We start from the raw sequence: 20339 nt of genomic DNA, 5'->3' as shown, positions 1-20339 counted from the left end.
CGGTGGGCCCCTTCGCCGTGCGGGAAGCCCACGGAACGGCCCCGAGCGTCCCCGCCCATGTGCGGACGGGGCTCCGGGCGGCCGTGCGCCCGGCCCGCGTAGGGCCGAGCCCCCCTCGCACGACGAAGGGCCCTCGCACCGGCGAGGGCCCTTCGTCGTACCGCGGTCGGGGTCAGGCGGCCAGGCGCTCCAGGTCCTCGACGACCCGGGCCGGGCTCGGCATCTCCTCCATGTCGGCGCGCAGCTCCTGCGCACACTTGAGGTAGCGCGCGTCCTCCAGGACGTCGCGGATCGCCTCGCGCACCTGGTTCGGGTCGTTCTGCGGCGCGGCCTCGCCGAGCACCCGGGCGGCGCCTGCCGCGGCGAGCAGTTCCGCCGAGGCGAACTGGTCCACGATCTGCGGGAGCACGATCTGCGGGAGCCCGAACGCGCACGACGTCAGGGTCGTATTGGCGCCGCCGTGATGGACCACCGCGTCGCAGTCACGCAGGATCATGTTGAGCGGCACCGGCTCCACCACCCGTACGTTGTCCGGGAGTTGACCGAAGCCCTCGTGGAAGGCGGCGCCGGCCGTGACCACGGCCTCCACGCCGGCGAGGCCGTCGAAGGCCGCGATGATCGAGCGGTAGAGCCCGGTGCCGTTCAGCACCAGCGTCTGGCGGCCCAGGCACACCACGACGCGGCGCACCCCCTCCGGGGCCGGCCCGCGCAGCCACTCGGGCGCGGTGCCGGCGCCGTTGAACGGTACGTAGCCGACCGGCGCGCCCGGCGCCGCGCTCGGGTGGCGCAGCGCGGGCGGGCACGGGTCGAGCAGCAGGTCGGGGTCGGGCAGGCCGTCGAGCCCGAGCCGCTCGGCCGCGCCGTGCAGGAAGTTGCGCGCCGAGGCGCGGGACGGGCCGCTCAGCGGGTCGACGCCCCAGCGGTGCTGCACGGAGGGCACGCCGAGCGCGGCGGCGACGATCTGGCCCGCCAGCTCCATCTGCTCCGAGACGATCAGGTCGGGCTTCCACGCGCGTGCGAAGTCCAGGTAGGAGCTCAGCAGATAGCGGGCGTGGGTCTCCCACAGCTTGGTGGCGCCCGCCATCTTCTCCGGCGGGGTCGGGCCCATCATCTCCAACGGCCTGACGCCCTCCGGCAGATGGCGCTGGAGCACGTCCAGGCCGTGGAAGCGGTCGCCGATGTCGGCGGCGGGGATCCCGGCGGCGCGGGCCGCGTCGGTGACGTCAGGCTGCGCGGCGACCTTCACCTCGTGCCCCGCTCCCATCAGCGCCCAAGCCAGCGGCACCATGGGGGTGAAGTGAGTGGGGAAGGGGGTGCTCAGCATCAGTACGCGCATCTTCTTCGTCCTCCTCGGACGTCGGGGCCGCAGCAACGGCGGAAGGGTCGGCGGGCTCCTCGTGGACCAGGGCGTTGACGTCGACGTCGTCCATGAAGAGCGCGGTCAGCAGGGCGAGCACCATCAGGCCGGCGGCCGTCAGGAGCACCGCGGACGTGGCGTGCGCGAAGGCGTCCGTGACCAGGTCACGGCGGGCCGGGGTGAGCCCGGCGAGCTGGGCCGCGGCGGCGTCGGGGTCGCTGATGCCGGCGTCCCGGGCCGTCGAGGCGAAGCGCGCGCTCAGGATCGCGCCGAGTACGGTGCCGCCGATGGTGGTGCCCAGCATGTTGGCGAACCGCGAGGTGGTGGTGACGACGCCCAACTGGTCGGCGGGCGCGGCCGATTGGGACATGAACAGGGCGATCTGGGTGACGCCGCCCAGGCCCACTCCGAGCAGCAGGAGCAGCGCGTTGAGCTCCCAGGCGGGGGCGTCGGCCGCCGTGAAGCCGAGCCCGGCCGCCGCGGCGGTCGCCGTGGCGGTGGTGGCGACGAGGACCGCGCGGCACTTCCCGGTCCGGGTGACGATCTTTCCCCAGGCGAAGAAGACCACGATCACACCGACGGCGAGCGGGATCAGGTACAGGCCGACCTGGTTGAGGTCGACGCCCCGCACGATGTTCAGGTAGTTGATGAGGAACACCGGCAGCGAGAACAGCGCGAAGCCGCCCACGAACTGCAGGATCGCCGAGGGCCGGAAGACCCGGTCCTTGAAGAGGGTGAGCGGCATCAGGGGGTCGGGCGCCTTCAGCTGGCGCACCACGAAGAACATGGTCATCGCGAGGCCGCCGAAGACGTAGGGCACCACCTGGCCCGAGAACGTGTGGAGGTCCCCGTACTTCTTGACGCCGAGCAGCAGCGCACAGGTGGCCGACGCGATCAGCATCGAGTCGAAGGGGTCGACCCGCTGCCGGGTGCCCCGCACCGGCAGGCGCAGCGCCCAGGCCACCCCGCCGAGCGCGAGGGCCGCGACCGGCACGTTGATCAGGAAGATCCAGCGCCAGGACAGCTCCTGGCTGAGCGGGCCGCCGATCATGGGTCCGGCGATGAGGCCGGCCGCGACGAGCATGCCGCCCGCGTTGGAGCGCCCGGCCCGCGCCTTGGGCGGGAACAGCGTGGCGATCACGATCAGCGTCATGCTCATCAGGCCGCCGCCGCCGATTCCCTGCACTGCGCGGAACAGGATCAGCTGGGTCAGCGTCTGCGCGGTGGCGCACAGGGCGGATCCGGCCAGGAACGCGACGAGCGCGACGAGATAGATCCTGCGCGGCCCGTAGCTGTCACTGAGCTTGCCGTACAGCGGTTGGGCGGCCGTCGCGGCGAGCAGGTACGCCGTGATCAGCCAGGGGAAGCGGTCCATCCCGTGCGCCGGATCGAGGTCGCGCACGATCGGCAGCACGGCGGAGGAGACGATCGAACCGTCGAGGAGCGAGAGGATCATGATCGACATCGCGGACACGATGAAGACCAGGACCTGGATGCCGCTCATGCCGTGCGGAAGGGGTTTCTTCTCCTTCTCGCTGTCCAGGGCGAGTACCTCGGTGCTCACGCCCATGCCTCCTGCCGTGTCGTCAGTCGTAGCAGCTGCTCGGCGACGTCGGCCGGCGAGGGCATGGCCGCCGTCTGCTCCCGCAGACGCGCCGCGCCCTCGCGGTATGAGGGCTCGGTCAGGAGCGCCCGGACGGCGTCCGCGAGGCGGTCGGCGTCGTTCTGGAGTTCCGCCGAGTCCAGCGTCAGGCCGGCCCCCGCGTCCGCGATCCGGTCGCCCGCGACGAAGGCGTCACCGAGCTGGGGCAGCACCAGCTGCGGGATGCCGAGGGCCGCGGCCCCCAGCGTGGAGCCCGCGCCGCCGTGGTGCACGACCAGGTCGCTGCCGGGGAAGAGCAGCCCGGGCGCGGTCAGTTCGGTGTACGTCATGCCCTCGGGCAGCGCGCCGATCGCCGCGCGGTGTTCCGGCGCGGCGGACACGACGGCCTCGACGTCACCGGCCCGCGCGAGCACGTCCACGATCCGGCGGACCAGGCTCGCGCCGTCGAGCTCCAGGGTGTGCCCGCCCAGGGCGACGGCCACCCGGCGGCCCGGTGTGCCGCGGTAGGTCCAGGGCGTGCCCGCCCCGGTGTGCGGGACGGGCCGGATCGGGGTTCCGGCCGGCGCCTCCCGGTCGGCGAGGGCCGGCGGCGCGGGGTCGAGCACCAGGTCGGGCACCGGTACGTGGTCCAGGCCGACCAGGCCGCACTTGGGCTCCAGGTACTGGCGGACGTAGCCGAGCATGGCCGGGTCGGTCGGGTTGACGCCCCAACGGTGCTGCACGGAAGGGATGTCGAGGACCGCGGCGACGATCGCCCCGGCGAAGTCCATGTGGTCGGAGAGCACCAGGTCCGCCCCCCACTCGCGGGCCAGGCCCAGGTAGTCCGGCAGGAAGTACGACACGTGGTTGCGCCACACCTGGGCGACCCCGCTGATCTGGTGCGTGTCCGGGCGGCCGAACACCTCGATGGGCCGCAGCCCCGCCGGCCGCCGGCCGCCGCGCAGGTCCTCCGAGTGGAAGGCGTCGCCGAAGGTGACCGTGGGCAGCCCGGCCGCCTCGGCGGCCAGGGTGACGTCGGGCTGCCCGGTGACCAGGACCTCGTGCCCGGCGTCGGTGAGCGCCCGGATCAGAGGCAGCATCGGCAGGAAGTGGGTCTCGACGGGGGTGCTGAGGACTAGTACGCGCATCGCAGGTTCTCCAGGTCGCGGACGACGGCGGCGGGGCTCGGCATGGCGGCGACGGAACGCGCCAGCTCGGTGGCGCCCTTCGTGTACCGCTCGCCGCCGAGCAGGGTGCTCAGGGCATCGGCGAAGATCGCCGGGTCGTTCTGTTCATCGGCGGTGCCGAGGGAAATGGCGGCATCGGTGGCGGCGAGCAGCTCGCCACCCGCGAACTGGTCCGCCAGCTGCGGCAGCACCAGCTGCGGGACACCGGCGCCGGTGGCCGTCATCAGGGTGTTCGCGCCGCCGTGGTGCACGATCGCCGCACAGGTGTCGAGGAAGCCGTTGAGCGGCACCGGCGGAGTCAGCCACACGTTGTCCGGGACCGGACCCAGGGCCTCCATGTACTCCTCCTGCACCGTGAACACCCCCTCGAACTGCGGGAGTTCGGCAAAGGCGGCCAGCATCGAGCGGAACAGCGGGATGCCGCCGAGCGCGATCGTCTGACGCCCCATGGACACGACGACGCGGGGCTTGCTCCCGGCGCTCCACAGCCGCCGGGGGACCGGCCCGGTGCCGTTGTAGGCGACGTGGCGGATCGGCGTGGCCTTCGGGGTGCCCGGGTAGAGGAGCTCCGGCGGGGCCGGGTCGAGCACCACGTCGGGCTGGGGAAGTCCGCCCTCGATGCCGTAGCGCTCGCAGGTGCCCCGCAGGAAGTCGTCCGCGGTCTCCCGCATCAGCGGGCTCAGCGGGTCGACGCCCCAGCGGTGCGAGACCACCGGAATCCGCAGCACCCCGCCGACCAGCAGCGCGGCGTAGTCCATCTGCTCGGAGACCACCAGGTCGGGCTTGTACTGGCGGGCCAGCTCCAGGTACTGCGGGAACATGTAACGGGCGTGCAGCACCCAGACCTTGGAGCCGACGGCGATCATCTTCGGGTTGGTGGGGCCCGTCACCTCGATCGGGCGGATGTCGGGCCGCAGCGCCGGGCTCAGCAGGTCCTTGGCGCGGAACTCGCGGCCGACGGTGACCGTGCTCAGGCCGGCCGCGCGGGCGGCCGGAATGATGTCCGGCTGCCCGGCCACCAGCACCTCGTGCCCGGCCCCCCGCAGCGCCCAGGCCAGACCGACCATCGTCGTGAAATGGGTGGACTCGGGGGTGCTCAGGATCAGTACGCGCATGAAGGGTCCTCGGGGTCGGCGGGGGCGACGGGATGGCCAGGGGCGGCGAGCCCGTGCTGCACCGCTTCGGTGGAGTGGGTGGGGTCGTCGGTCGCGGCGGCGTGGGAGCGCACGTCCTTCGGCCGGGTCCGCGCGACGAGTTCACGGCGGTCGAGCTTGCCGTTGGGCAGCAGCGGAAATCTGTCGAGGAGGCGGACGCGGCGCGGCACCAGATGGTCCGGCAGCAGCGCTGCGAGCCGCTCGCGCAGTTCGCCGGGGTCCGGGCCGTCGGGGTCCGCGCGGGTGTAGAACAGGGCGAGCCCGTGGTACGAGCCGTCGGGCCGGGGCATCGGTACCACCGCCGCCCCGGTCACCGGGGCCACCCGCTCCACGGTCCGCTCGACCTCGGCGGGTTCGATGCGGTGTCCGCGGATCTTGATCTGACGGTCGCCCCGGCCGGTGTAGTGCAGTACGCCGTCGGCGCTGCGGAACCCCAAGTCGCCGGTGCGGTAAAGGCGTTGGGCGCCCGGGCCGGTGCCGAACGTGGTGAAGGGCGGCTCGTCGGGCGACCGGCCGCCGAGGTAGCCGAGCGCCAGGCCCGGACCGCCCAGGCAGAGCTCGCCCGTCTCCCCGGGGCCGCAGACCCGGTCGCCGTCCAGGACCAGGGCCTCGGTGTGGGCGAGTTCGCGGCCCAGCGGGATGCCGGCGGGACCGTCGCAGTCCTCGGGCCGGACGTCGTGGGCGGTGACGATGGCCCCGCACTCCACCGGACCGTACACATTGAGCAGCCGGATGCCGGGGTGCTCGGCCAGGAAGCGGCGTATCCGGGTCGGGGCGGCCCGCTCGCCGCCGACGGCCAGCCACTTCATGCCGGCGAAGGCGCCCACGTCCGTGGTGACCAGCATGTTGAAGAGCTGGGTCGTCAAGAACGCGGCGTTCACCCCGTCCCGGGCGATCAGCGCGCGCAGCGTGCGCGGCAGCAGGACCGGCTCGTCGAGCAGCACCGTGGTGCCGCCCGTGAGCAGCATGCTCCAGCAGTCCAGGGTGAAGCCGTCCCAGGTCGGCGGGGCGGTCTGCGGCATGACCGTGCCGGGCCCGAGCGCGGCGAAGGTGTCCCGGTCGAAGAGGCGGACCGCGTTGTGGTGGGCGGCGATCACGCCTTTGGGGGCGCCGCTCGTGCCCGAGGTGAAGAACACCGCGCACGGGTCGGTGCCGCTCACCGCCACCGGCTCGGGGCGCAGCCCGCGCGCCGCGGTGACGGTGAGGTCCTCGGCGGGCGGCGCCCAGGTGGGCACCGGCCACGGTCCCGGCCGCGTCGTGACGAGCAGCGGGGCGTCGAGACGGCCCAGCTGCCCCTCGATGCGCCCGGCGGGCCAGCGGGTGTCGAGGACCGAGTAGGCGGCCCCGCACTTGAACAGCGCGATGAGCACCGTGATCAGCGGGGCGCCGCGCTCCATGAGCACCGGCACGAGACGGCCCGCCGTCACCCCCCGCTCCTGCAGGAGCGCCGCCAACGTGTCGGACGCGGCGTCCAGTTCGCGGTAGGAGACCCGAACGGGGCCGTGGGATACGGCGGTTGCCTCCGGAAAGCGGCGCGCCGCGTCCTGGAACAGGGCGTGCATGGTCTCGCCCCGTACGAACGGGCGGGTGCGCCGGTGTGGCGCGGGCGTGGTCGCGGGCGCCAGGAGTTCTACGGTCATCCTCTTCCTGCCTCTGCGAAGTCGGGGAAGTCCGGGACGCCGCCGGTCCTTCCGGTGCCGGCGGAGGTGGGGGTGGGGATGGCGGTGCTCCCGGCGAGTACGCACTCCTCCAGGAAGTCGACGAGCCGGCCGGGCGTGGGCATCCGCGCGATCTCGGTGCGCAGCGCGGCGGCGCGCCGGCGGTAGGAGGGCCGGGCCAGCAGGTCCTGGACGGCGGTGCCCACCGCGCCCTCGGCGGCGTCGGCCGACAGGGCGGTGCCCGCACCGGACGCCCGGACCAGATGCGACCAGTGCTCCTGGAAGGCGTTCTGCGGCAGCAGCAGCTGGGGCAGGCCCTGGGCGACGGCGATCAGGCCGCTGCCGACCCCGCCGTGGTGCACCAGCGCGTCGCAGTGCGCCAGCAGCACGTCGAGCGGGAACGACTCCACCACCCTTACGCCGTCCGGCAGTTGACCGGTGGCCGAGGCCTGGGCCCCGGTGAGCGCGAGCACCACGTCGGCGCCGAGCTCGCGCAGGCCCGCCACCACCTGGTCGCGCACCTGGTCCAGTGCCGCCGTCGTCACCCCGCCCGTCACGCACACCAGGGGCCGCCCGGACGTCCGGTCCTCGCGCAGCCAGCGGGGCACCGCGGCCGGGCCGGCGAACGGTACGTACCGCATGTCGGCCCTGCGCACCCCGTGCGGCGGGCGCAGGCCGGGCGGGCACGGGTCGATCCAGACGGACGGACCGGTCACTGGGTCGAGGCCGAAGCGCTCGAAGAGGCCGGCGTAGGAAGGCCGCAGGTCGCTCTCCCGCTCGCAGTGCACACCGAGCGAGACGCCCCAGGTGTGCCCCACGGCGGGGACGCCGACGGCCGCGGCGGCCACCAGGCCGGCCGCCGCCGCCGTGTCGTGCACCACGATGTCGGGGCGCCAGAAGCGGGCGAAGTCGACCAGGTCGTCGGTGAGGGTGTCGGCGACGGCGATCATCTTCTCGACCAGCGCCTCGCTCAGGTCCGCGTCGAGGACCGCGACGGACTCGCCGGCCTTCTTCAGGCGGCCGGGGCCGAGGCCCAGCGGGCGGGCCGCCACGGCACCCGTGACGGCGTCGTCGCCCACCGGAACCGCGACCAGGCCGGCCCGGATCACCGGATCGGCGCACTGGGGCCGCACCGCCACCCGTACCTCGTGGCCCGCCAGCCGGCAGGCCCAGGCGAGCGGGATGATCCAGGGGATGTGGGCCGGGCCGTGACCCACGAACAACACGCGCATTCAGTCGCCTCACTCCATCGCGTTCGGACGCTGGCAGAGCAAGGGTCGGCGTAGCCGCTCGAATGCCGCTCGCGTGCCGTACGAACGCGGAAATGCCCGCAGGGAAGGGTTCCCTGCGGGCATGTGCGCGGTGGCGCGGGGTCAGGCGCGGCGGCCGCCCCTGCGGTAGGCGAAGGCGGCGAAGACGGCGAGCAGCGCCGTCCACACCGCGAGCACGCCGAGCCCGGAGGCGGCGGGTGCCGCGCTGTCGGCGGCGCTCCAGGACAGCTGGGCGTACCGGAAGACCGGGGTGGCCCGCGACACCTCCTGCGCCCAGGAGGGGAAGTTGTCGATCGGCAGGAGCAGCCCGCCGAGCAGCGTCAGACCCAGGTAGGTGACGGTGCCCGCGATCTGCGCCAGCTGGGCCTTGAAGAGGTAGCCGATGCCGATGCCGAGCATCGCGAGCGGGGCGATGCCGATCCACAGCAGGAAGAACATGGCGACCCAGGTACCGGCGCTGAGTTCGACGCCCCGGTAGAAGGCGCCGATCAGACCGATCACGGTGATCGGCAGGATGGCAAGGCAGGTCGCGACCGCGCCGCGGGCCACCACCACCTGCACCGGCGAGAGCGGGGTGAGCCGCAGCTGGCGCAGCCAGCCCAGCGCCCGGTCCTCGGCGATGCCGGTGCCGTTGGTGATCACCACGCCGAGCGCGCCGAAGGCGGCCGCGCCCACCATGGACTGGGCGAGCGACTTCTGGTCGGGACCGCCGCCCGCGAAGGTCAGGTACATGCCGACCGGCATGACGAGACTCATCATCAGGTAGCCGCCGTTGCGGACCAGCCGCAGGATTTCGAGGCGGATGTAGCCGATCATCAGTTGGTCCGTCCTTCCGGAACGGTCTCGCGGTGGCGCGCCTGGTGGGTCAGGGCGACGAACGCGTCCTCGAGACCGACGCCCGACACCTCCAGGTCGGTGAAGGCGTCCGCACGGGCCAGGGCGTGCACGGTCAGGTCCGAGTCGGTGGTGCGCAGGTGCACCCGCCCCCCGTGGAACTCCACCGAGCTGACGCCGGGGAGCAATTCGTATCCGTCGCGGCGGCCGGAGCGCGGTACGAAGCTGACCGAGCGGCCCTCCACCATGCTCTTGATCTGCGAGGTGGTGCCGTCCGCGACGACCCGGCCGGAGGCGATGACGACGACCCGGTCGGCGCTGTTGTCGGCCTCTTCGAGGTAGTGCGTCGAGAACAGCACGGTGTTGCCGCGCGCGGCGTACCGCTGCATCGCGGCCCACAGCTCGCGCCGCGACTCCACGTCGAGGGCGGCCGTCGGCTCGTCGAGCACCACGATGTCCGGGTCGCCGGCCAGCGCGAGCGCGAAGCGCACCCGCTGGGCCTGGCCGCCGGAGAGCTTGTCGACCCGGTGGTCGGCGATCTTCGTGAGCTCCGCGAGCTGGAGGACCTCCTTGAGCGGGAGCGGCTTGCGGTAGGTCTGCCGGACGAAGTCGACGATTTCGCGCACCGAGACGCGGGGAATCATCTTCCCCTCCTGGAGCATGGCGCCCAAGTGGCCCGCGCGCATGGCGAGTTCAGGACTCTTGCCGAAGATCTCGATGGTGCCGTGATCCGGCGGGAAGAGTCCCAGGAGCATGCCGATCGTGGTGGACTTGCCGGCGCCGTTGGGGCCGAGCAGCGCGACCGTCTCGCCGCGACGGATCGTCAGATCGATCCCGTCGACGGCACGGACGCTGTCGTATTCCTTGACGACGCCCTTGAAGACGACCGCGGGCGGGCCTTGTTCTGCCATGGGGGGTGGCACCTGTTGCCTTTCCTGTGTGAGTGGACGCATGTCAGATCAGCCCTTCCAAGGTGCGGACCAGTTCTGTGGGGCCTGGCAGGCATTCGATCTCCGTGCGGACCTCCCGCGCGGACTTGCCGTATCGCTCGTCGCCGAGGAGCCCCGCCAGGGCCTCCCCGACGATCTGGGGGTCGTGCTGATCGGCCTCGTCGAGGAGGCTGATTCCGGAACCCGACTCGTGGACGAGCCGGCCGGTGGTCTGGAGGAACGGCTTGTCGCCGGCGACGACGAGCTGGGGCACCGCCTCGGCGAAGGACGTCATCGCCGTGCCGCTGCCGCCGTGGTGGACGACCAGGGACGTGTGGCGCATCAGCGGGCCGATCGGGAAGTGGTCGACGACCTTGACCGCGGCCGGTACGCCGGCCAGCGCCGGGTGGTACTGGGCATCGATCGGCACGAGCACGTCCAGGTCCCGCGCGGTGCAGAAGTCCAGGACGTGCCGGAAGCCCAGCGGGAGTTCACCGGTCTCGGCGAGCACCCGGGCGTGCCACATGCCCAGGCACAGCAGCACCCTCGGCCGCTCGGGCGCCCCGAGCGCCCAGTCCGGCAGCCGGGCGGTGCCGCAGTAGGGGATGTAACGCGTCAGCAGGCCGGGGGTGTTGTCGCCCCCGGGCACCAGCGAGGCGGGGCTGGGGTCGACGACCACCGCCGGGTCCGGGAAGCCCTCGGCCCCGAACTCGCGGCACAGGTCGTGGAGTTGGACCTTCGCCTGGCGCAGCAGCGCGCTGGTGAAGTCGTCCGGGCCCCAGCGGTGCACGATGCCGGGCACCCCGAGGGCGGCCGCGGTGACCAGCCCGCCGAACTCGACCGGGTCGGTGACCACCAGATCCGCCGACCAGTCACGGCCGAGCCGGACCAGGTCGTCGATGTAGCCGCCGAGCCGGGTGCGCCAGCGCTCGCCGGCCGCGTCCCACTCGGAGTCCGGACGCCGGTCCATCGTCGCCCGGTCGGGCATCGCCACGGCGCCGGGCCGGGTGAGCCGCCGGCGGAGCTCGCCGCCGCCGATCAGATGCGTGTCGAGACCGGCCGCGGAGGCGAACTTGAGCAGCTCGGCGTCGCCGGCCACCAGGACCTGATGACCGGCGGCGCGCAGGGCCCAGCTCAGCGGCACCATCGGCATGAGGTGGCTGGGCACCAGGGCCGTCATCAGGACACGCATGTCTCCTCCTGAGCCGCCGTGGCGGCGAGTCTTCCTCGTCGGTGGCCGGCCGTCCGGCCCGCGGTGGCCAGGGGCCGCCGCACGGCCGCCCGTCGGTCATGCACCAGAGCGTGACCTGCCCCACTCGAAAGGCACTTGAGCGGCCCTCGGCCGGACCTTCCCCTGCCGCACTCAAGTCCGATTCGAGAGCCGGTGGCGACCTTGGGCGCATGCCACATGCCCGAAGGATTCGACCGACCCGCCGAACAGGGGAGTAGCTGGATGCGCTGGAACGAGATCTATGTCGCCTCGCTCGGCAGCTGGCTGCCCGAGCCCGTCCCGGTGGCCGAGGCCGTCGCGGCCGGGGAATGCGGGCAGGAGTGGATCGACGACTTCGGCTACGAGTCCGTCATGATCGCCCGCGAAAGCGCGGAGGAGGGCTGGACGGCCCCGCCGGACATGGCGGTCGCCGCCGGCCGCACCGCCCACCAGCGCTCCGGCCTGGACAAGTCCGCCTACTCGCTGCTGCTGCACGGCAGCACCTGGTTCCAGGGTCTCGACATCTGGCCGGCCGCGTCCTACATCGCCAAGCGGACCGTCGGCACCTCGGTGCCAGGACTCGATGTGCAGCAGCGCTGCAACATCGGCATCAGCGGGCTCGACCTGGCCGCCGCCCACCTCAAGGCCGGCTACGGCAGGGGCAGCGCCGTCATGCTCACCACCGCCGACCGCTTCGGCGGCCCCGGCGCCAACCGCTGGCAGCTGCGGCACGGCAACGCCTACGCCGACGGCGCCACCGCCACGATCCTGTCCACCGAGGGCGGCTTCGCCCGGCTCGTGGCCACCTCGACCGTCGCCGACAACTCGCTGGAGCCGATGGCCCGCGGGGACGAGCCGTTCGCGCCGGTCTCGCGCGCCGCCGAGCGGCAGATCGACCTGGCCGCGCGCGGCGAGGCGCACAAGGCCGTCAGCGACGAGACGTTCACCAACATCCGCTTCGGCAAGGTGATGCAGGAGGCCAAGCAGTCCGTCCTGGACGACGCGGGTCTGGACACCGACGACCTCGCCTACATCGTCATTCCGTCCACCGGCCGGATCAACGGCCCCTTCCAGATCCACCACCTGCTCGGCGTCGAGGAGTCCCGCACCACGTGGGAGTTCGCCCGCCGTAGCGGCCACATCGGCCCCGGAGACTGGGCGGCCGGCCTCGAACACCTGCTGCTCACCGGCGCGCTCGCGCCCGGCGACCACGTGATGCTCTACGGCGGCGGAGCGGGCTACACCATCACCACCGCGGTCCTGGAAATCCTGGAGATCCCGGCCTGGGCCGAGCCCGCCGCGGCCTGAACCGGCCGCCCGTCACAAGGAGTTGGCACACCCCATGGAGATAGTCGGCAGGGGCTTCCTGGCCGGACACCTGGCAGGCATCGCCGGACACCACCCCGACGTGGTGGCCCTGGCGGCCGGCGTCTCGGCCGCGGGCGACATCCCGCCCGAGCAGTACACCCGGGAGTCCAAGCGTCTGTACGAGGTGCTGCGGTACTGCGAGGAGAAGGGCAAGCGCTTGGTGTTCTTCTCCACGGCGTCCGCCGGAATGTACTCGGTGCCCGACGCCTCGCCCGGCCGCGAGGACGGCCCCGTCTACCCGGCGACCCCGTACGGCCGCCACAAGCTCTCCCTCGAAGCGGTCGTCAAGTCCTCGGACGTCGAGTACCTGATCCTGCGCCTGTCGCACGTCGTCGGCTTCAACCAGCCCGCCCACCAGCTACTTCCCGCTCTCGTGCGGCAGTTGGTGAGCGGCGAGATCCAGGTCTACCGCGGCGCGCAGCGCGACCTGATCGACGTCGAGGACGTCATCAAGATCGTGCACACGCTGCTCGTCGACGGCCGCACCCGTGACGTCGTCAACGTCGCCTCGGGCCACGCCCCGCACATCGAGGACGTGGTCACACACATGGAGCACCTGCTCGGCACCCGCGCCGAGAAGTCCTACGTGGAGGCCTCCGGCGCCCAGCCCGTCTCCATCGACAAGCTCTGCCGCCTCGTGCCGCCGGTGTACGGGCTCGGCTTCGGCCCCGACTACTACCGCAAGGTCCTCGACAAGTACGTGCACGCCTATGCGCACCAGCCCATCACCGCGTAACCACCCACCCAGATTCGGAGTCACACCCATGAGCGAGAACAGCCCCGTCGTCGCGGTCGCCCACTTCGTCCTCAAGGAGAAGCACAAGGCGAAGGGCGCCGAGTTCGAGAAGGCCTACCTCAAGTACAAGGAGGCCGTCGCCGCCAAGGACGGTCTGCTGCGCACCGCGCTGCTCCGCGGCATCAAGGAGCCCGACAACTTCGTCATCCTCACCTGGTGGCGGGACGCCGACGCGCACCGCACCGTCGTCGGCGACTGGCAGTTCTTCACCGCGGTGAGCAGCCGCTTCGTCTACCTCGCCGCCATCACCAGCGTGCACGGCCCGGTGCTGGCCGGCGAGAACGCGGCCGACGGCCTCGGCGAGCTCGTGGTGCCGTCCGCGGACGCCGCCGTCGCGCTCACCACGTTCACCCTGCGCGAGGGCGCCGACCAGCAGGCCTTCGAGGGCTCCTTCCTCGGCCACCTGTCCTTCGTCAAGGGCCACGACGGCTTCCTCGGCCACCAGCTGGTGCACTCCAACCGGGAGACCGGCGCCTACGTCAACATCGGCTGGTGGAGCGGCCCCCAGGCCTACCTGCCGGTCCTGCAGAGCCCGGAGATGGCCGCCGACGCCAAGACCATGGCCGTGCACGCCGAGGTCAAGGGCGGCCTGTACAAGGCGGTCGTCGACTCGGCGCGCACCGAGGTCGCCGTCTGAACCACCGCACACCGAAAGGCGGGCCGGGTCCTGAGGACCCGGCCCGCCTTTCGCGTCGCGTACTTGTCAGCGAGCAGTGAACAGCCCCTCGGCCACCTCGATCGACGGGTTGCCGAACGCGATGGTGCGCAGCACCTTGCGGTAGACCGGGGTGTGCTTGACGACGGCCGCCAGCTTCGGACGCACCCGCGTGGCGAACGTGCCCGTCGACAGCATCGCCTTGGACTGCATGCCCTGGAGCCGCACCATCGTCGCGATGTCGGGCGCCCGGCGCTCCTCGAAGCGGGACAGGAACGCGGCGCTCGCATCCCCCCGGCCCACCGACTCGACCAGGAGCGGGTGCAGCACGACCGCGTCCTGCACCGACAGGTTGATGCCCTGCGCGCCGATCGGGCTGTGCGTGTGCGCCGCGTCGCCCATCAGGACCAGGCCGTCGGTCGCCCAGCGCTCGGCCCGCCCGGAGAACACGTCGAGCAGGCTGAGGTCGCGCAGCGAGGTGATCTGGGCGTCGATCAGGTCCGCGTACGCCGGCACCGCCTTCGCCAGCTGCGCCTTGACGTGGCCGAGGCCCTGGGCGACGACCGTCTTGTAGCCGCCGTGCGGCAGCGTCCAGCCGACCTGGATCCGGTTGGGCCAGGACCCGTACGCGAGCACCGGGCTGGTGCCGGCGCTCCGGAACACCCGGACGTCATGGGCGGCCTCGGGCTCGTCCTTGGTCAGCTTGAACCACAGCACGTCCTGGTCGAAGGCCTCGCTGCGGCCCGCCTCGATGCCGGCGAGCCGGCGCACCTTGGAGAACCGCCCGTCGGCGCCGACCACGATCTTGCTGTGGAAGACGTGCCCGTCGGCGGAGGCCCCGGTGATCCGGCCCCGCTCGTCGCGCAGGAGCGCGTTGACGCGGCAGCCGTCCACGTACTCGAAGTCGGCGAACTCGGCGCAATGCAGCAGGAGTTCGGTCAAAAGATGGGACTGCGGGATGGACAGGAGGTGGTCGTACGGGGCCGGCAGCGCGCGGTAGTCGATGTCCAGCAGGACCCGGTCCTGCTCCACCAGGCGGAACCGGTCGTGCTCGTGGCAGCCGCGCTCACGGGCCCCGGCGAGCACGCCGAGCCGGTCCAGGACCGTCATCGCGCCCGGCTGGAGGATCTCGCCGCGGAACTCCCGCTGGTGCGAGCGCGAACGCTCCACCACGGTGACCCGCACCCCGGACTTGAGCAGCAGCAGAGCGAGGGTCAGACCGGCGGGGCCCGCCCCGACGATGCACACGTCACTGCGGTGCTCCTCGTCGGTGCGGGCCCCCGCGCGGACCTCCTCGGCGGCCGCGGTCATCGCTGCCCGGCCAGCGCGAGCGCGGACCGCACGTCGTTGGTGGCCATCGCCAGGACCCGGTCGCGCCCGGCCGGGGCCACGGCGAGCACGTCCGCCGTCACCAGAACCCCGCCGGGCGCCTCGACCAGACGCCAGCGGCGCCGGTAGAGCTCGGCCGGCGCGGGCGGCGTCAGCAGCTTCTGCACGAGGGTGTGGCCGCCGTGCTCGATCTGCACGGTCGGGGCGCCGTCCTGGGTGCCGAACCACGCGCTCTCCTCGCCGTCGCGCCACGGCAGCGCGTCCAGGAGCCGGGCGTGCACCGAGGCGACCGAGCCGGCCAGGACCGCACGGTCCTCGACCCGGATCACGTCGGAGGTGAGGGAACCGGGCTGCTCCGTCTTGGACTTGAGGGTGCGCATCTGGAGCCCGCCGTGCCGGTCGAGCTCGCCCGCCGTCTCCGCGGGATCCGCGTCCGTGGTGAACCAGTGCCCGGACACCACCCGGCAGCCGCCGTCGGGCCGGGGCAGGAAGTCCCAGGTGCCGCCGAGCTCCTTGATCGGGCCCACCGAGCCCTGCTGCGCGAAGTCCATGCGCAGGGCCACCGGGTCCAGGGTGCGCCGGGAGGTCCAGATGCGCAGGCCGCCCTCGGGGCCCGGGCGCACCGCCCAGAACTTCACCTCGTCGTCCTGGCCCTGCTGGCTCAGGGTCTCGGTGTGCGCGATCCAGGGGTAGAGCAGCGGCCAGTCGGCCACATCGGTCAGCGCCCGGTAGACGGTGTCCGCCGAGGCGTCGATCTCGATGCCGGCACGCGTCCGGTGGATCTCCCTGTCGGTCGTGGAAGTGCTCACAGCAGTACCTCTCAGAGGGTGGCGGGGGAGGGGGAGGCGGCGGCCCTGGCGCGGAGCATGCGGCTCAGGGTCAGGCCGGGGTCGGTGACCACGACGGGGCCGAGGGCCGCGTCGACGCGGGCGAGCAGCTCCGGGTCGAGCACGGCCTCGGCGGCCGCGAGGTTGCGGCCGATCTGTTCGGGCGCGGAGGCCCCGATGACCGCCGTGGCGACCTGGGCGTTCTGCAGCACCCAGGCCAGGGCGAGTTGAGGCATCGTCAGATTGGTCTCCTCGGCCAGCTCGGCGACCCGGCCGACGGCACCGAGGACCTCGTCCGACAGGAAGCGGTAGCGCTGGATGGAGACGTCTCCGCCCTTGGCGGCCACCGCCCGGGAGCCCGCGGGCGCCTGTTGGCCCGGCTTGTACTTTCCGGTCAGTACGCCGCCGGCCAGCGGCGACCAGACCATCTGCCCGATGCCGAGCGGCGTGCACGCCGGGACGACCTCGGCCTCGATGACCCGCCACAGCATCGAGTACTGCGGCTGGTTGGAGACGAGCTCGATGCCCAGGTCGCGGGCGAGTTCCGCGGCCCGCGCGATCTCGTCGGCGGCCCACTCCGAGACGCCGACGTAGCGGATCTTGCCCGCGGCCACGGCGTCCGCGAAGGCGCCCATGGTCTCTTCGAGCGGCGTCGAATCGTCGTACAGGTGCGCCTGGTACAGGTCGATGTGCCCGGTGCCGAGGCGGCGCAGCGAGGCGTCCAGGCTCTCGGCGATCCGGGTGCGCGACAGTGCGCCCGGGCCGGGCCCGCCGCCCCTGCCGACCTTGGTGCAGATCACGACGGCGTCCCGGTCGACGCCCGCGAGGGCCCGGCCGAGGTGCTCCTCGGCCCGGCCCTCGGCGTACGCGTCGGCGGTGTCGAACGTGGTGATGCCCGCGTCGAGCGCGGCCCGCACGCAGGCGGAGGCGGCCCGGTCGTCCAGCTGGTTGCCCGCGGTCAGCGAGTTTCCGAACGCGACCCGGCTGACCACCGGTCCCGAGGCACCGAGACGGCGGTACTCCATGGTGAATCCCTTCTGTTCTGGGCGAGGCCCGCCTCCCGAGCCGTCAGGCCCCGGCTGGGACGGGCTCGGCGCGGTTGCCCGCGACATGGGCGGCGGGCACGGTGCGCACCTCGGCGAGCGCGGCGAGCGCCGCGTACTCGGGCAGGGCGGTCGCCGCGAGCGCGGCTTCCGCGTCGCGCCAGCGGGTGAGCGCGGTGAACCCGCCGGGCCGGGCGAACAGCGACTTGGCGAGGTCGGCGGCGACGAAGCCGTCGACGGCGGCGGCCGCCCGGGCGTGTGCGCGGTGGGCCTCGACGAAGGCCTCGGCGTTGTCGGCCCCGACGGTGAAGAAGTCCACGAAGAGCACGTCACCGGGCTCGCCCGCGGCGCCGTCGAAGCGTGCGATCCCCATCGAGGGATCGGCCTCCACGGAGACGATCTTGTGGAACTCCTCGGCGTGCTCCTGGAACGTGGCGCTCGCGAGAACCTGCTGGAAGTCCTCGGGCCGCTTCCACCAGCCGAGGTTGACGTACACCTCGGGCCGGTCGGCGGAGCGGACCGCCTGGTGGGCGAGGAAGCCCGGCTGCGCGCGCATCCACTCCACATGGGTCAGGAAGCGCGCCTCGAACTCCTCGGCGCCGGCCGGGTCGAGCAGCGTGAACGTATTGATGACGGTGAAGGACATGCGGTGCCTCTCCGGCTCAGCTTGCAACGGGCTGACGGCAGGTCAACTGCTCGGCCAGCACGCGCCGTTGGATCTTTCCGTTGCCCGACCGCGGAATCGCGTCGAGCGTCATGGCGTCGCGGACGTGCTGGTAGTACGGCAGGGCGTCATTGGCCTGCGCGATCACGTCCGCGAGGTCGTCCGGGTGAGCGCCGGCGAGCACCACGAGGGCGCCCGCGACCGCGCCGTGCTCGACGTCCGCCAGCTCGACCACCACGACATCGGCGACCCGCGGGTCGCGGCGCAGCACGCGCTCCACGTCCGAGGGCGCGACGAGGAAGTTGTCGCACTTGAAGACGTCTTTCAGGCGGTCCACCAGGAACAGCCGGCCGTCCTCGTCGATCCGGCCGACGTCGCCGGTGCTCAGCCAGCCGTCCGGCTCGAGTCCGGTTCCGTCGGGCCCGCCCGCGTACCCCTGCATCACCTGCGGGCCGCGCAGCTGCACCTCGCCGACGCCGCCCGGTGCGAGCACCGCGCGCGAGTCGATGTCGACGACCCGGCACTCGGTCCCGGCGACCGGGGTGCCGACCGAGCCGTGCACCGGGTGGTCCGGGTCGTCGCTGTGGGTCAGCGGGGAGGTCTCGGCGAGCCCGTACCCCTGGAAGACGGGCACGCCGAACCGCTTGGACAGGCGGCGCGCGGCAGGCACCGGCAGGCCCGAGCCGCCGGACGCGATGCGCCGCACCGACGTCATCGACACGGAGTCGAGGTCCGGGTCGGCCGCGAGCCGGGCGAGCCGCACCGGCAGGCTGTACAGGATCGTCGCCCGGTGCCGGTTGGCCGTCATCAGCGCGGCATACGGCTCCGGCGAGGCGCACAGGACCTGCGTGGCGCCCGCGGCGATCGCCGAGTTGAGGTGCATCGGGTGGTAGGTCGGCAGATGGTTCAGGCTGACCGTCTCGCCGTCGAGCCGGTGCGCCTGGGCGATCTGCGCCGCGTTGACGGTCACATTGCGGTGGCTGAGCCGAACGGCCTTGGGGCGCCCGGTGGTTCCGCTGGTGAACTGGAGCGCGGCGGTGTCCGCGGGTCCCTTCGCGTGGGCGGCGAGGGGGCGGTCGGAGGCGAGGGCGTCCAGTCCGTCCGTGCCGGCGCCGATCAGGACGACCTCGCGCAGCTCGGGCAGCCGGTCGCGGACATTCTCCAGGCGCGCGCCCAGACCGGTGTCGAGCAGGGCCACGCGGGCCCCGCCGAGGCCGAGCACATGCAGCAGGTCGTCCTCGCGGAGCAGCGGGTTGACCACGGCAACGGTGTGCCCGGCCCGCACGGCCGCGTAGTAAGCGACGGCGACGTCCGGGTGCAGGACGGTGCCCACCGCCACGACCGTGGGCTCGGGCGCGAGCGCCTGGAGCCCGGCGGCGACGGCGGTGACCCGGGCGTCGAAGGTGGCGTAGTCCATCGCGAAGTCGTCGGTGACGACGGCGTGCCGCGCGGGGTGCGCGGCGGCGGCCCGGGACAGCAGCTGGTCGAGCCGGTCGGGCACCTCGGGCAGGGTGTCAGCCACGGAGCGCCTCCGCGTAAGTGCGGGCAAGCTTCAGGGTGTTGGTGGAGTTGGTGGACAGCGCACGGTGCACGTAGGCACGCGCGTCGGCGACGGTCTTGCCCTCGCCGAGGTACTTCTCGATGGTGTCGGTCCGCAGCGTGACGGTGTGCCGGGACGTGACATCGACGCCACCCTCGACCTCGGCGATCGTCCACCGGCCGGTGTGGGCGGTCATGAGCCCGGGCACGGTGGTCTGCTTGTAGACGATGCGGTCGGGCGCGAAGACGACGCGGATCGACTCGGTGGTGTGCACGGACCCGTCGGCGGTGCTGGTGTCCATGGCCATGACCTGCACGCCCGGCTCGTCCTCGGTCAGGTCGAGGCGCGCGACGTGCGGCAGGCGCTCGGGCCACAGGTCGGCCCGGTTCAGGAAGTCGAAGACGTCGGCGGCGTCGGCCTTCATGTGGACGGTGTCGTCGAAGGTGAAGACCAGCTCGTCCAACTGGGCGTGCTGCTCGGCGAGTTCCTTGATGTTGTTGAGCTCGGCCGCACTGTTGCGGTCCACGGCCGCGTTGATCCACTCGATGGCGTCCGGGGCGTCGTCGACGGCCTCGAAGTCGTGGTGGAGTTCGAGCAGCGAGGTCTCGGCGTCCACGGGGGACACCACCCAGGCGCCGCCCATGCCGGCCACCGGCGGAGCCGACACCTCCTGGCGGAAGTCGACCCGCAGGCGCTGCGGGTCGAAGGTGCGGCGCGAGATCCAGTTCTTGACGGCGCCGTTGGCGGTCGCCCAGATGTGGATGCGCTCGGCGCGGTCGTCCCGCTCCAGGTGCTCGACGTGCACGTTGGGGCCGAAGTACTGCGGCCACTTGGTGACATCGGCGACGATCCCGTACACGACCTCGGCGGGGGCGGCGACGGCGACGCTGTGGAGGGTGTGGTGCTTGGTTCCGGTCACGGACACGGGGAACTTC

General features: G+C 72.7%; 18 protein-coding genes. 3 read left to right on the top strand and 15 right to left on the bottom strand.

The genetic code is table 11. The features are described 5' to 3' along the window. Window positions 1-172: 172 nt before the first annotated feature. From ABD346_RS27755 to ABD346_RS27715, 9 genes are all read right to left on the bottom strand, one after another. Window positions 173-1288 carry a nucleotide disphospho-sugar-binding domain-containing protein gene (locus tag ABD346_RS27755; protein WP_344378568.1) on the bottom strand — a complete coding sequence of 372 codons (1116 nt, stop codon included), beginning with the start codon at window positions 1286-1288 and terminating at the stop codon, window positions 173-175. After that, window positions 1224-2921, bottom strand: coding sequence for an MFS transporter (locus ABD346_RS27750; protein WP_344378567.1), 1698 nt, complete (start codon window positions 2919-2921; stop codon window positions 1224-1226). Before ABD346_RS27750 ends, ABD346_RS27755 begins: the two co-directional genes overlap by 65 nt. Then, window positions 2918-4087 (bottom strand): nucleotide disphospho-sugar-binding domain-containing protein, encoded by a 1170-nt coding sequence (locus ABD346_RS27745; protein WP_344378566.1) that lies wholly within the window; start codon window positions 4085-4087, stop codon window positions 2918-2920. Before ABD346_RS27745 ends, ABD346_RS27750 begins: the two co-directional genes overlap by 4 nt. Continuing rightward, window positions 4075-5241 carry a nucleotide disphospho-sugar-binding domain-containing protein gene (locus ABD346_RS27740; RefSeq protein WP_344378565.1) on the bottom strand — a complete coding sequence of 389 codons (1167 nt, stop codon included), beginning with the start codon at window positions 5239-5241 and terminating at the stop codon, window positions 4075-4077. Before ABD346_RS27740 ends, ABD346_RS27745 begins: the two co-directional genes overlap by 13 nt. Then, the gene (locus ABD346_RS27735; protein ID WP_344378563.1) at window positions 5229-6920 is read right to left on the bottom strand and encodes an AMP-binding protein; all 1692 of its coding nucleotides are present in this window, start codon (window positions 6918-6920) and stop codon (window positions 5229-5231) included. Before ABD346_RS27735 ends, ABD346_RS27740 begins: the two co-directional genes overlap by 13 nt. Continuing rightward, window positions 6917-8170 carry a nucleotide disphospho-sugar-binding domain-containing protein gene (locus ABD346_RS27730; RefSeq protein WP_344378561.1) on the bottom strand — a complete coding sequence of 418 codons (1254 nt, stop codon included), beginning with the start codon at window positions 8168-8170 and terminating at the stop codon, window positions 6917-6919. The genes ABD346_RS27735 and ABD346_RS27730 overlap by 4 nt, the downstream gene beginning before the upstream one ends. Before the next feature lie 141 nt (window positions 8171-8311). Beyond that, on the bottom strand, window positions 8312-9025 hold the full coding sequence (locus tag ABD346_RS27725) for an ABC transporter permease (protein ID WP_344378560.1): 714 nt from the start codon (window positions 9023-9025) through the stop codon (window positions 8312-8314). Beyond that, window positions 9025-9954, bottom strand: coding sequence for an ABC transporter ATP-binding protein (locus ABD346_RS27720; protein ID WP_344378558.1), 930 nt, complete (start codon window positions 9952-9954; stop codon window positions 9025-9027). The genes ABD346_RS27725 and ABD346_RS27720 overlap by 1 nt, the downstream gene beginning before the upstream one ends. A 43-nt stretch (window positions 9955-9997) precedes the next feature. Beyond that, entirely contained in the window at window positions 9998-11164 is a 1167-nt protein-coding gene (locus ABD346_RS27715) for a nucleotide disphospho-sugar-binding domain-containing protein (RefSeq protein ID WP_344378557.1), read from the bottom strand. A gap of 261 nt (window positions 11165-11425) precedes the next feature. On the opposite strand from ABD346_RS27715, the gene ABD346_RS27710 reads away from it, so the two are divergent. The 3 genes from ABD346_RS27710 to ABD346_RS27700 are packed head-to-tail and all read left to right on the top strand — an operon-like array spanning window position 11426 to window position 13983. Further along, the gene (locus ABD346_RS27710; protein WP_344378556.1) at window positions 11426-12490 is read left to right on the top strand and encodes a ketoacyl-ACP synthase III family protein; all 1065 of its coding nucleotides are present in this window, start codon (window positions 11426-11428) and stop codon (window positions 12488-12490) included. A gap of 34 nt (window positions 12491-12524) precedes the next feature. Beyond that, a complete protein-coding gene (locus tag ABD346_RS27705; RefSeq protein ID WP_344378553.1) occupies window positions 12525-13286 on the top strand; it encodes an NAD-dependent epimerase/dehydratase family protein in 762 nt (253 codons plus the stop codon). A gap of 28 nt (window positions 13287-13314) precedes the next feature. Next, entirely contained in the window at window positions 13315-13983 is a 669-nt protein-coding gene (locus tag ABD346_RS27700) for an antibiotic biosynthesis monooxygenase (RefSeq protein ID WP_344378552.1), read from the top strand. Window positions 13984-14049: 66 nt separating this feature from the next. Here ABD346_RS27700 and ABD346_RS27695 read toward each other — a convergent pair whose 3' ends face one another. The 6 genes from ABD346_RS27695 to ABD346_RS27670 are packed head-to-tail and all read right to left on the bottom strand — an operon-like array spanning window position 14050 to window position 20329. Continuing rightward, on the bottom strand, window positions 14050-15312 hold the full coding sequence (locus tag ABD346_RS27695) for an FAD-dependent monooxygenase (protein WP_344378551.1): 1263 nt from the start codon (window positions 15310-15312) through the stop codon (window positions 14050-14052). After that, the gene (locus tag ABD346_RS27690) at window positions 15309-16139 is read right to left on the bottom strand and encodes an SRPBCC family protein (protein ID WP_344378550.1); all 831 of its coding nucleotides are present in this window, start codon (window positions 16137-16139) and stop codon (window positions 15309-15311) included. The genes ABD346_RS27695 and ABD346_RS27690 overlap by 4 nt, the downstream gene beginning before the upstream one ends. Before the next feature lie 11 nt (window positions 16140-16150). Beyond that, complete coding sequence (locus ABD346_RS27685; RefSeq protein WP_344378549.1) at window positions 16151-17182, bottom strand: aldo/keto reductase; 1032 nt, start codon at window positions 17180-17182, stop codon at window positions 16151-16153. Between the two features lie 43 nt (window positions 17183-17225). Beyond that, complete coding sequence (locus ABD346_RS27680; protein ID WP_344378547.1) at window positions 17226-17846, bottom strand: antibiotic biosynthesis monooxygenase family protein; 621 nt, start codon at window positions 17844-17846, stop codon at window positions 17226-17228. Window positions 17847-17862: 16 nt separating this feature from the next. Continuing rightward, window positions 17863-19386, bottom strand: a complete 1524-nt coding sequence (locus ABD346_RS27675; RefSeq protein ID WP_344378546.1) for a class I adenylate-forming enzyme family protein — start codon at window positions 19384-19386, stop codon at window positions 17863-17865. After that, the gene (locus tag ABD346_RS27670; RefSeq protein ID WP_344378545.1) at window positions 19379-20329 is read right to left on the bottom strand and encodes an aromatase/cyclase; all 951 of its coding nucleotides are present in this window, start codon (window positions 20327-20329) and stop codon (window positions 19379-19381) included. Before ABD346_RS27670 ends, ABD346_RS27675 begins: the two co-directional genes overlap by 8 nt. Window positions 20330-20339: the final 10 nt, after the last annotated feature.

Origin of the sequence: Streptomyces mauvecolor (assembly GCF_039532965.1) — a bacterium.
Lineage (GTDB): Bacteria > Actinomycetota > Actinomycetes > Streptomycetales > Streptomycetaceae > Streptomyces > Streptomyces violascens.
This window is presented reverse-complemented; position numbering and strand designations above follow the sequence as displayed.